Raw genomic sequence first — 11,987 nt, 5'->3', positions numbered from 1 at the left:
TCCGTGGATGTTGTCCGCGATGGGTCAGTGTCGTGGCTCCCGGACTGAGCTACCCCGTTGGATGCATCGAGGTTCGCGGTCCGGTCACAGTGGCGGGACCGCACCGGATTCACACCGGTTTCCTGGGTCCCATCGCGTTATGGATCGTGGATACCCTAGCCCACGGTCCGGTGCGGGCTCAGTGACCGAAGATCGTGGGCAGCGCCAGCGCCGAGTCGATGGCCAGCGCGCAGAACACCACGGCCAGGTAGTTGTTCGACTGCAGGAACAACCGCAGCGGCTTCACCGGCTCGCCGCGCTTGACCCCGGAGTACAGCTGGTGCGCCATCACCAGGAACCACGCGCCCGCCAGCAGGGCCACCGCGCCGTAGAGCCATCCGGTGGCCAGCGCCAGCACCAGCGTGGTGAGCACCGTCAGCCAGGTGTAGATCAGGATCTGGCGGGTAACCTCGCGCTCGGTGGCCACCGCGGGCAACATCGGCACCCCGGCCGCCTTGTAGTCGTCCTTGTATCGCATGGCCAGTGCCCAGGTGTGCGGCGGTGTCCAGAAGAAGATGATCAGGAACATCACCAACGCTTGCCACTGGATCGTGCCGGTCACCGCGGACCAGCCGATCATCACCGGCATGCAACCGGCCGCGCCGCCCCACACCACGTTCTGCGAGGTGCGGCGTTTGAGCAGCAACGTGTAGACGAAGACGTAGAACGCGATCGTGGCAACGGCCAGTAACCCGGACAGCAGATTCGAGGTCCACCACAGCCAGCAGAAGGACGTGACCGAGAGCACCAGCCCGAAGATCAGGGCATGCCGGGTAGGCACCGAAGCCTTGGCCAGCGGGCGGCGCGCGGTCCGCTTCATCACCTTGTCGATGTCGGCGTCAGCCACGCAGTTGAGCGTGTTGGCGCCGGCCGCCGCGAGCCCACCGCCGATCAGGGTGTTGAGGATCAGCAGCGGGTCAATCGTGCCGCGGTCCGCGAACAGCATCGCTGGAATGGTGGTGACCAGCAACAACTCGATCACGCGCGGCTTGGTCAATGCCAGATACGACAGGAACGTGGTCCGTATTCGGCTCGGCGCCCCATTGATGAGCCGGCGCTCGCGAATGCTCACGCAAATAACTCCTCGGGTGGCGTCACGCGGCTTCTACTACACACGATGGTAGACCGCCGCCTGAATGCCTCGGCACCGCAGGGTCTGTTCCGGGGCAACTACGGGTAAACGACCGGGTATCGGTGCGAGAACCAGTCTGCATCGGATGAGTCCGCCCCACTAGGGTGTTTGTCGTAGCAGCATGGCAACTGCGAGCACATGCCAGCAGATAGAAGACGAGGAAGTGAGCTTAGTGACCACCGCCGAAGAGATCACCGCTCTCACCCAGCCCAACCACCCAGATGACTGGACCGAGCTCGACAGCGTTGCCGTCGACACCGTCCGGGTGCTCGCGGCTGACGCGGTGCAGAAGGTCGGCAACGGCCACCCGGGTACCGCGATGAGCCTGGCTCCCCTCGCCTACACGTTGTTCCAGCGGCAGCTGCGCCACGATCCCAGCGACACCGAATGGATCGGTCGCGACCGCTTCGTACTGTCCTGCGGGCATTCCAGCCTGACCCTCTACCTGCAGCTCTACCTCGGCGGGTTCGGCCTGGAGCTGGCCGACATCGAGGCCCTGCGCACCTGGGGCTCGCTCACCCCGGGACACCCCGAGTACCACCACACCAAGGGTGTGGAGATCACCACCGGTCCGCTGGGCCAGGGGCTGGCCTCGGCGGTCGGCATGGCCATGGCCGCTCGCTACGAGCGCGGACTGTTCGACCCCGACACCGCGCCGGGCGAGAGCCCGTTCGACCACTACATCTATGTGGTCGCCTCTGACGGCGACATCGAGGAAGGTGTCACCAGCGAAGCCTCGTCGCTCGCAGGTACCCAGCAGCTCGGCAACCTCATCGTGTTCTGGGACGACAACAAGATCTCCATCGAGCACAACACCGACATCGCGTTGAGCGAGGATGTGCCCGCGCGCTACCGCGCTTACGGCTGGCACGTGCAGGAGGTCGAGGGCGGCGAGAACGTCGCCGGAATCGAGGCGGCGATCGCCGAGGCCAAGAAGGTCACCGACAAGCCGTCGTTCATCGCGCTGCGCACGATCATCGGCTACCCGGCCCCGAACAAGATGAACACCGGCGGGGTGCACGGCTCGGCACTGGGAGCCGACGAGGTGGCGGCCACCAAGAAGATCCTCGGCTTCGACCCCGACAAGAGCTTCGAAGTGCGCGACGACGTCATCACCCACACCCGTGAGCTGGTGGCTCGCGGCAAGAAGGTGCACGACGAGTGGCAGCTGAGCTTCGACGCCTGGGCCAAGCGGGAGCCGGAGCGCAAGGCGTTGCTGGACCGGCTGCAGGCGCGTGAGCTGCCCGAAGGCTGGGATGCCGACCTGCCGCACTGGGAGCTCGAGTCCAAGCCGGTGGCCACCCGTGCCGCCTCCGGTGCCGTGCTGGCCGCCGTCGGTCAGACGCTGCCCGAACTGTGGGGCGGTTCGGCTGACCTCGCCGGCAGCAACAACACCACGATCAAGGGCGCGAACTCCTTTGGGCCGCCGTCGATCTCGACCGAGGACTGGAATGCGACCTGGTACGGCCGCACCCTGCACTTCGGCATCCGTGAGCATGCGATGGCCGCGATCCTGTCCGGCATCGTGCTGCACGGCCCAACCCGGCCGTACGGTGGCACGTTCCTGCAGTTCTCGGATTACATGCGGCCGGCCGTGCGTTTGGCCTCGTTGATGAACATCGACCCGATCTACGTCTGGACGCACGATTCGATCGGCCTCGGCGAGGACGGTCCCACGCACCAGCCGATCGAGCATCTGGCGGCGCTGCGCGCGATCCCGAACCTGTCGGTGGTGCGCCCCGGCGACCCGAACGAGACCTCCTACGCGTGGAAGACCATCCTGGAGCGCACCGCCAGCACCGGCCCGGTCGGGCTGATCCTGACCCGCCAGGGCGTCCCCGTGATCGAAGGCACCAGCGCCGAGGGCGTGGCCCGCGGTGGCTACGTGCTCGGCGGCACCCCGGATGAGAACCCCGACGTGGTGATCATCGCCACCGGTTCCGAGCTCCAGTTGGCCGTCGCAGCGCAGAAGCTGTTGGCGGACAAGGACATCAACGCGAGCGTGGTGTCGATGCCGTGCGTCGAGTGGTTCGAATCGCAGCCTCAGGAGTACCGCGATTCGGTGCTGCCGCCTGCGGTTTCGGCCCGGGTGGCGGTCGAGGCCGCCGTGGCGCAGAGTTGGTACAAGCTGGTCGGGGACACCGGCGAGATCGTGTCGATCGAGCACTACGGCGCCTCGGCCGACGACAAGACGCTGTTCCGTGAGTTCGGCTTCACCCCCGAGGCCGTGGCGGCCGCGGCGGAACGATCCCTGGACAACTAATCAGGACGACTGGCAGGAGAAGGCGAACATGACTCAGAACCCGAATCTCGCGGCGCTGAGTGCCGCGGGTGTATCCGTCTGGCTCGACGATCTGTCGCGGGAGCGGCTGCAGACCGGCAACCTGCAGAACTTGATCGACACCCGCAGTGTCGTGGGGGTGACCACCAACCCGTCGATCTTCCAAGCGGCGCTGTCGAAGGGCACCGCCTACGACGCCCAGGTCAAGGAACTCGCCGAGCGGGGCGCCGACGTCGACGCCACCGTCCGCACCGTCACCACCGACGACGTCCGCAACGCCTGTGACGTGCTGGCCAAGCAGTACGAGGCCTCCGACGGCATCGACGGCCGGGTGTCGATCGAGGTCGACCCGCGGCTGGCCCACGACACCGACAAGACGATCCTGCAGGCGATCGAGCTGTGGAAGATCGTCGACCGGCCCAACCTGTTGATCAAGATTCCCGCGACGCTGGCGGGCCTGCCCGCGATCACCGCGGTGATCGCCGAAGGCATCTCGGTCAACGTCACCCTGATCTTCTCGGTAGAGCGGCACCGCGCGGTGATGGACGCGTATCTGGCCGGGCTGGAGGCTGCCAAGGAAGCCGGACACGATCTGTCCAAGATCCACTCGGTCGCCTCGTTCTTCGTTTCCCGGGTGGACACCGAAATCGACGGCCGGCTGGAAAAGATCGGATCGGATGAGGCGCTGGCGCTGCGCGGAAAGGCCGGTGTGGCCAACTCCCGCCTGGCCTACGCGGCGTACGAAGAAGTCTTCGGCGGGCAACGTTTCGCCGCACTCAAGGCCGACGGCGCCCGGGTGCAACGCGTGCTGTGGGCGTCCACCGGCGTCAAGAATCCGGAGTACTCGGACACGCTCTACGTCACCGAGTTGGTTGCGCCGCATACGGTGAACACGTTGCCGGAGAAGACGCTCGAGGCGGTTGCCGATCACGGCGAGATCACCGGCAACACCATCAGCGGGACCGCCGCGGCATCGCAAGAGACCTTCGACAAGCTCAGCGCCATCGGGATCGACCTCGTCGATGTGTTCAAGGTGCTTGAGGACGAGGGCGTCCAGAAATTCGAGAAGTCGTGGCAGGAACTGCTCGACGCGACACAGGGCCAACTCGACGCCGCCACGCGATGAGCGCCTGCGCGAAGAGCCGAGGACAGCGATGAGCGCCTGTGCGAAGAGCCGAGGGCAACGATGAGCCCGGTCAACGACGGGCCGGCGACCGCCTGGCGTAACCCGCTGCGGGACAAGCGCGACAAGCGCATGCCCCGCATCGCGGGGCCGTGCGCGGTGGTCATCTTCGGCGTGACCGGAGACCTGGCCCGTAAAAAGCTGATGCCGGCCATCTACGACCTGGCCAACCGCGGCCTGTTACCGCCCAGCTTCGCGTTGGTCGGTTTCGCCCGCCGCGACTGGGCCGACGAGGATTTCGGCAAGATCGTCTACGACGCGGTCAAGCAGCACGCGCGCACCCCTTTCCGCCAGGAGGTCTGGGACCGCTTGGCCGAGGGATTCCGGTTCGTGCAGGGCACTTTCGATGATGACGCCTCGTTCGAGCACCTCAAAGACACCCTGCACAAACTCGATGTCGAGCGCGGCACCAGCGGCAATCACGCCTTCTATCTGTCCATCCCCCCGAAGTCGTTCCCCCAGGTGTGCGAGCAATTGTCCAAATCTGGGCTGGCGGACAAGCCGGAGGGCAGCTGGAGCCGGGTGGTCATCGAGAAGCCGTTCGGCCACGACCTCAAGAGCGCCGAGGAGCTCAACGGCGTCGTCAACAGTGTGTTCCCGGAGTCATCGGTGTTCCGCATCGACCACTACCTGGGCAAGGAGACGGTCCAGAACATCCTGGCGCTGCGCTTCGCCAACGAGCTGTTCGAGCCGGTGTTGAACTCGCATTACGTCGACAGCGTGCAGATCACGATGGCCGAGGACATCGGACTCGGCGGGCGCGGCGGCTACTACGACGGGGTCGGCGCTGCGCGTGATGTCATCCAGAACCACCTGCTGCAGTTGCTGGCCCTGACGGCGATGGAAGAGCCGGTGAGCTTCTCCCCCGCTGAACTACAGGCCGAGAAGATCAAGGTGCTCTCGGCGACCCGGCTTGCCGAGCCGCTGGACGAGACCACCTCCCGCGGGCAGTACGTCGGCGGCTGGCAGGGTGGCGAGAAGGTCGTCGGGCTGTTGGACGAAGAAGGTTTCTCCAAGACCTCCACCACCGAGACGTTCGCAGCCATCACCCTGGAAGTGGACACCCGCCGCTGGGCCGGCGTGCCGTTCTATCTGCGTACCGGAAAACGCTTGGGCCGCAGGGTCACCGAGATCGCCTTGGTGTTCAAGCGCGCACCGCATCTACCCTTCGACGCCACGATGACCGATGAGCTCGGCCAGAACGCCCTGGTGATCCGGGTCCAGCCGGACGAGGGCATCACCCTGCGGTTCGGTTCGAAGGTTCCGGGGCACATCATGGAAGTCCGAGATGTCAGCATGGACTTCTCGTACGGCTCGGCCTTCGCCGAGGAGTCACCGGAAGCCTACGAGCGTCTCATCCTCGACGTGCTGCTGGGTGAGCCATCGCTGTTCCCGGTCAACGCCGAGGTTGAATTGTCTTGGAAGATACTGGATCCCGCGTTGGAGTACTGGGCCACGCACGGTAAGCCCGATCAGTACGAGTCCGGGACGTGGGGTCCTGACTCCGCGTTCGAGATGCTGCGCCGGTCCGGGCGGGAATGGAGGCGACCGTGATTGTCGATCTGCCCGACACCAATACCGGCGCGATCAACAAGAAGATCGTCGCGATGCGTGAAGAGGGCGGCGCGATCACCCTCGGCCGGGTGCTGACGCTGGTGATCTCCACCGATTCCGAAGCGATGCTCGAGGAGTCGATCGATGCGGCCAACGCGGCCAGCCGTGAGCATCCCTGTCGCGTGATCGTGGTCATTCCCGGCGACAGGTTGACCACCGAGGCGCGGCTGGACGCCCAGTTGCGGGTGGGCCGCGACGCCGGCGCCAACGAGGTCGTGGTACTGCGGTTGTCGGGCCCGCTGGCCAACCATGCCAGCAGCGTGGTGACGCCGTTTCTGCTCCCCGATACGCCGGTGGTGACCTGGTGGCCCGATCTCGCACCCGCGGTGCCGGCTCAGGACCCGCTGGGCAAGTTGGCAATTCGCCGGATCACCGATGCCACCAACGGTATTGATCCCCTCGCCTGCATCAAGAGCCGGCTCAACGGCTATACCGCCGGTGACACCGACCTGGCCTGGAGCCGCGTCACCTACTGGCGCGCGTTGCTGGCCGCGGCGATCGATCAGCCACCGTACGAACCCATCACCTCGGCGCTGGTGTCCGGGCTGGGGGACGAACCGGCGCTCGACATCCTGGCCGGCTGGCTGGCGAGCCGGATCGACGGACCGGTGACCCGCGCGGTCGGCGAATTGAAGGTCGAACTCACCCGGCCGAGCGAGACCGTGAGCCTGGTTCGACCGCAGACAGGTGTCACCGCCACATTGAGCCGCACCGGCAAGCCGGATGCGCTGGTGCCGCTGGCCCGCCGCGAGGCAAAGGAGTGCCTGGCCGAGGATCTGCGCCGTCTCGACCCCGACGAAATCTACTACGACGCCCTCCAGGGCATCGACAAGGTGACTTATGTCTGAGCGCATCATCGAGACCTACGCCGGCGCAGAAGAATTGGCGGCTGCGGCGGGAGCACGGCTGGTCGGGGCGATCACCTCGGCGATCGCCACCCGCGGCGGCGCGGACATCGTGCTCACCGGCGGCACCGTCGGGATCGCCTTGCTGCGTCACGTGGCCGGCGCCGAGATCGAATGGTCCAATGTGCGGCTGTACTGGGGTGACGACCGCTTCGTCCCCCAGGGCGACGCCGAACGCAACGATCAGCAGGCCCACGACGCGCTGCTGGAAGGCATCAACATCCCGCCGGGGAATGTGCATCGAATGGCGACCAGTGACGGCGAATTCGGCGATGCCATAGACGATGCCGCCGCCGCGTACGAACAGCAGCTGCCCGGCCAGTTCGATGTGCACCTGCTGGGCATGGGCGGTGAGGGGCACATCAATTCGTTGTTCCCCCACACCCCGGCGGTGCGGGAGGCCACCCGGTTGGTGGTCGCGGTCACCGATTCTCCCAAGCCACCGCCGCGCCGAATCAGCCTCACCCTGCCCGCGATTCGCCGATCCCGCGAAGTCTGGCTGGTGGTCTCCGGCGAGGCGAAGGCCGATGCGGTCGCGGCCGCGATCGGCGGTGCCGATCCGATCGACATCCCGGCCGCCGGAGCCATCGGGCAGGAGAAGACGGTGTGGCTGCTCGACGAGGCTGCCGCCGGCAAGCTCTGAGCGTCCCGGGTCACCACAACTGGTCGTCGGGGCCATCTCCGTACCGCTCGCCTGTGGCATCCGCCAACGCTTCGGCGTAGCCGGCCAGATAGTCGGCCACCTCGTGGTTGGGTGTCACCCGGCCCGCCGCCGTGACCGGCCTGGGGCGTGATTCGCAATAAAGCCGCACAAAGATTCAGACGCCGTTACTCGGCGTTCGGTTCCCCAGCGGCCATACTGTTCGGCATGGCAGACAAAGGTGACGGCCGCAACCGCCCAAACTCCGGGCGGCAGAGAATCCGGACCTTGACCCAGGCTGCGCTCAACGCCGACATGACGGTGGAGCAGGTCGATACCCTGCTCACCGACCTGAGCACCACGCTGGTCGATCTCAACAAGTCGACCGGCGGGCTGGATGTCACCCTGGACCGGTTCAACGAGACCATCACCCGTATCGATGAGCTCGCGCCCCGCCTCATCGCCATGGTCGACCGTCTGGAGTCGATCGTGGAGCGCGTCGAGGTCATCGTCGGGATCGGCGAGGCGGTGATGTCGCCGCTGGCCGCTACCGAGAGCGCAGTGCGCGGAATGATCAACCGGGTGCGCAAGGGCGCGGGCCTGTAGGACGGGACTTCAGCCGCTGTTGCGCAGCGCTGTCGCCAAACCGCTCATGGTGAGCAGGATTCCGCGCTGGATCAGTTCGTCAGAGTCTCCCGCGCGATAGCGACGCAGCAGCTCGACCTGGAGGTGATTCAACGGTTCGAGGTAGGGGAACCGGTTGAACACGGAGCGGGCCAATGCCGGGTTGTCGGCCAGCAGGTCGTCCTGGCCGGTGATCAGCTTGTACATCGCGATGGTGCGATCGTGTTCGGCGACGATCTTGTCGAACACCCGAGCCCGCAGTTCCTCGTCGTCGACCAACTCGGAGTAACGTGCCGCCAGACCCATATCCGACTTGGCCAGCACCTGCGCCATGTTCGAGAGCACGGTGCGGAAGAACGGCCATCGCTCGTAGAGGTCCTGCAACACCGCAACCCGGCCGTCGTCCTGGCCGATCCACTGTTCGAACGCGGTACCGGTGCCATACCAGCCGGGCAGCATCACCCGGGACTGGCTCCAGGCCAGCACCCATGGGATGGCCCGCAGATCAGCTATCGACGTGGTCGGCTTGCGTGAGCTGGGACGGCTGCCGATGTTGAGCGCACCGATCTCGCCGACCGGTGTCGACGTCTTGAAGTACTCGACGAATCCCGGTGTCTCGTGAACCAATTCGGAATAGGACCGCTGCGCCAGGGCGGCCAGCTCATCGAGCACCCGATAGGCCGGCTCGGCCTCGTCTCCGAGCCCTTCGACATCGAGGAGCGTGGATTCCAGCGTCGCGGCCAGCAGTGCCTCCAGGTTGCGGTGTGCGATCCGGGGCTCCGCGTACTTCGCCGCGATCACCTCGCCCTGTTCGGTGATCCGCAGCGAGCCCTTCACCGCACCGGGCGGCTGGGCCAGGATCGCGTCGTAGCTGGGGCCGCCGCCACGGCCCACGGTGCCGCCCCGGCCGTGGAACAGGCGCAACCGGATCCCGGTGGTGTGCGCGGCGTCGACCAGCTCCAACTCGGCTCGATACAACGCCCAGTTCGCCGCGAGGTAGCCGCCGTCCTTGTTGGAGTCCGAATACCCCAGCATCACTTCCTGATGCCGACCGCGGGCGGAGACGATGCTGCCGTAGACGGGCAAGGCGAGGGCGTCCTGCAGGATCGTCGACCCCCGCTGCAGATCGTCGATGGTTTCGAACAGCGGCACGATCCCGACCGGCGCATACACCTCGCCGCCGTGAGCGGCACCCGAAACATCCAGCAAGCCCGCCTCTTTCAAGAGGATGGCCGCTTCGAGCAGATCCGACACCGATTGGCACATCGAGATGATGTAGTTGGGTACGGCCTGAGCACCGAAAACGTTGACCGCCCGCGCTGCGGCACCGACGATGTCCAGTTCTTTGCGCGCCAGCTCCGAGAGCTCCGCGCCCTCACCGATCAACGGGCGGCGGGTCGAGATTTCCCCCGCGAGCAATTCGACCCGTTGCGATTCGGGTAGCGAGGCATAGTCGGGATGCACCCCGGCCCAGGCCAACAGTTCGGCGACCACCTGCTCATGTACCTCGGAGTTCTGCCGCATGTCCAGGCCACACAGGTGGAAACCGAAGACCCGCACCGCTTCTCGCAGCCGGCCCAGCCGATCGTCGGCGAGCACCGCGCTGCCGTTGCCGCGCAGCGAGGCGTCCACCGCATCGAGGTCGGCCAGAAACTCCTGCGGGGTACGGTAAGCCTCAAGGCCCAGGTCGAGTTCGTGTTCGGGTTGCTCGTCGAGGATTTCGCGGCCGGCGGCGGTCAACCGGGCATGGATCACTCGCAGTGCCCGCCGGTACGGTTCGTCCGCACGCGCCGGCTCGTGACAGGCGTCGGCCAGCGCGTTGAGATCGTCGCTGACGGTGACCAGCCGGGCCGACATCGACAGCTCTTCTTCCAACGCGGTCATCTCGGTGAAGTAGTGCGCGAAGGCGACGTAGGCGGCTCGTCCGGTGGCCAGCCGGACCACGCCGGCATCGACGTTGGGGTTTCCGTCGCGGTCCCCGCCGATCCAGCTCCCCGGCCGCAGGATCGGCTGCGCCAGCAGGTCCACTTCGGGCCAGCGGGCCCGCAACGCGGTGCGCACTTCGGCGTTGACCTGTGGAATGACCTCGAAGAACGCGGCCGGGTAGTACCGCAGACCGGTTTCGATCTCGTCGGAGATCTTCAGCCGGGACAACCGTACGAGGGCGGTCTGCCACAACGTGAGGATGTGGCGGCGCAACTCGATGTCGATGTCGCGCCCCTCGGCCGTGCGGGTCTGCCCGTGCAGGCGCAGCCTCATCAACTCCGTCACCCGATGCTGGGTGTCGAACACGGTGCGGCGCCGAGTCTCGGTGGGGTGCGCGGTGACGACGGGCGAGACCAGGGCGCCCGCAAGTGCATCGGCGACGCCGCTGCCGTCCAAACCGGCCGCGTCCAGCTTGAGATACGTCGCAGCCAGGCTGCTGTCCTGTGGCGGTTCGCCGGCCGCCTCATGCACCGCCCGGCGCCGCTCCCGGTGGATGTCCTCGGCCACATTGGCCAGCAGAGCGAAGTGGGTGAATGCCCGGATGACGGGGATGGCCTGATGGACATCGATGCCGGAGAACAGAGCGGCCAGCTCGCCCCGGTCGATCTCGGAGCGACGAACGCGGAAGGATTCCACACGCGCCCGCTCCACCAGGTCGAAGACCTCCGCGCCGTTCTGCTCGCGCACGGTGTCGCCGAGAATCGTGCCGAGCAGCCGGATGTCCTCGCGCATCGGCTCGGTGGCCTCACGGCCTACCGAGGTGCGCTGAACCGCGCCGATCGGATCGAGTGCGGTGTCGAGACCGTCAGCCATGCCCCCAGTATCGGTGCAGCCGCGGCGCACCGCACGGCGCCCTCAGAGACCCATCAGCCAGAACAGCAGCGCAGGGCTGAAGACCACCGCCAAGAACCCCACGATGAACAATGCTGCGGCGTAATTCACAACGCCGGGATAATTCTGCGGCACGGGCCCGAGTGCCCCACGCGGGCTGGCGAGGCCTCGCAGTATCGGTTCGGCCAGCGGCGCCAGGTATTCGAGTTCGACGATGCAGCCCGGAGACACGTCGACCACGGTGTCGGCAAGACCGCGCACGGATCCGAACCAGCGCGGCGGAATCTCGACGTGCAGGTAGTGCCTGCCGGGCAGGACCGGGAGCTCGGTCCGACCCCATCCGGCAGACGGAACGACATGTCCGTTCAGGGTCAGCCGCGGAGCAGGGCGCCCGAACGGTGCGGCAACGCGAAGAAACCGGGCGGTGACGGCGATCACACCGCCCGGTGGAGGGTACGGGCCGGTCAACCCAGCGCTAGCTGTACTTGATCAGCAGCGCAACGCCGACGATCGAGACCAGCCAGATACCGGTCACGAACAGCGTCAGGCGGTCGAGGTTCTTCTCGACCACGGTGGAGCCGGACAGGCTGGACTGGACACCGCCACCGAACAGGGTGGACAGACCGCCACCTTTGGCGCGATGCAGCAGCACCAAGAGCACGACCAGCACGCTGGTCACGACCAGAGTGATCTGCAGAGCCAATTCCATGGCTGTAAGACTACCGGGTGCGGTGTCCGGCCCAGGCTCCCGG

At 66.5% G+C, this 11,987-nt stretch carries 10 protein-coding genes and 1 riboswitch; of the genes, 6 read left to right on the top strand and 4 right to left on the bottom strand.

Annotation, left to right across the window (positions count from 1 at the left end; translation table 11 throughout):
• Positions 1-5: 5 nt before the first annotated feature.
• A riboswitch (cobalamin riboswitch) is annotated at positions 6-148 on the bottom strand.
• Positions 149-178: 30 nt separating this feature from the next.
• Complete coding sequence (locus BKG60_RS11230) at positions 179-1,111, bottom strand: heme o synthase (RefSeq protein WP_070185980.1); 933 nt, start codon at positions 1,109-1,111, stop codon at positions 179-181.
• A gap of 232 nt (positions 1,112-1,343) precedes the next feature.
• Between BKG60_RS11230 and tkt the strand changes: the two genes are divergently transcribed.
• The 6 genes from tkt to BKG60_RS11200 all read left to right on the top strand — a co-directional run bounded on the left by tkt (position 1,344) and on the right by BKG60_RS11200 (position 8,400).
• Positions 1,344-3,434 carry a transketolase gene (tkt, locus tag BKG60_RS11225; protein WP_070185979.1) on the top strand — a complete coding sequence of 697 codons (2,091 nt, stop codon included), beginning with the start codon at positions 1,344-1,346 and terminating at the stop codon, positions 3,432-3,434.
• A gap of 28 nt (positions 3,435-3,462) precedes the next feature.
• Positions 3,463-4,578, top strand: a complete 1,116-nt coding sequence (gene tal, locus BKG60_RS11220; protein ID WP_070943669.1) for a transaldolase — start codon at positions 3,463-3,465, stop codon at positions 4,576-4,578.
• Positions 4,579-4,638: 60 nt separating this feature from the next.
• On the top strand, positions 4,639-6,189 hold the full coding sequence (gene zwf, locus BKG60_RS11215) for a glucose-6-phosphate dehydrogenase (RefSeq protein ID WP_070943668.1): 1,551 nt from the start codon (positions 4,639-4,641) through the stop codon (positions 6,187-6,189).
• The gene (gene opcA / locus BKG60_RS11210; RefSeq protein WP_070186034.1) at positions 6,186-7,097 is read left to right on the top strand and encodes a glucose-6-phosphate dehydrogenase assembly protein OpcA; all 912 of its coding nucleotides are present in this window, start codon (positions 6,186-6,188) and stop codon (positions 7,095-7,097) included. The genes zwf and opcA overlap by 4 nt, the downstream gene beginning before the upstream one ends.
• Entirely contained in the window at positions 7,090-7,797 is a 708-nt protein-coding gene (pgl, locus tag BKG60_RS11205; RefSeq protein ID WP_070185976.1) for a 6-phosphogluconolactonase, read from the top strand. Before opcA ends, pgl begins: the two co-directional genes overlap by 8 nt.
• Before the next feature lie 225 nt (positions 7,798-8,022).
• On the top strand, positions 8,023-8,400 hold the full coding sequence (locus tag BKG60_RS11200; protein ID WP_070185975.1) for an ATPase: 378 nt from the start codon (positions 8,023-8,025) through the stop codon (positions 8,398-8,400).
• A 9-nt stretch (positions 8,401-8,409) separates the two neighbouring features.
• On the opposite strand, the gene ppc is transcribed toward BKG60_RS11200, so the two are convergent.
• Genes ppc through secG form a run of 3 tightly spaced genes read right to left on the bottom strand, consistent with a single transcriptional unit; the run spans position 8,410 to position 11,944 of the window.
• Positions 8,410-11,217, bottom strand: a complete 2,808-nt coding sequence (gene ppc / locus BKG60_RS11195; RefSeq protein WP_070943667.1) for a phosphoenolpyruvate carboxylase — start codon at positions 11,215-11,217, stop codon at positions 8,410-8,412.
• Positions 11,218-11,259: 42 nt separating this feature from the next.
• Positions 11,260-11,673 (bottom strand): hypothetical protein, encoded by a 414-nt coding sequence (locus BKG60_RS11190; RefSeq protein WP_110764963.1) that lies wholly within the window; start codon positions 11,671-11,673, stop codon positions 11,260-11,262.
• A 37-nt stretch (positions 11,674-11,710) separates the two neighbouring features.
• On the bottom strand, positions 11,711-11,944 hold the full coding sequence (gene secG, locus BKG60_RS11185) for a preprotein translocase subunit SecG (RefSeq protein ID WP_019348649.1): 234 nt from the start codon (positions 11,942-11,944) through the stop codon (positions 11,711-11,713).
• Positions 11,945-11,987 lie beyond the last annotated feature (43 nt).

Origin of the sequence: Mycobacterium syngnathidarum, from assembly GCF_001942625.1 — a bacterium.
Lineage (GTDB): Bacteria > Actinomycetota > Actinomycetes > Mycobacteriales > Mycobacteriaceae > Mycobacterium > Mycobacterium syngnathidarum.
This window is presented reverse-complemented; position numbering and strand designations above follow the sequence as displayed.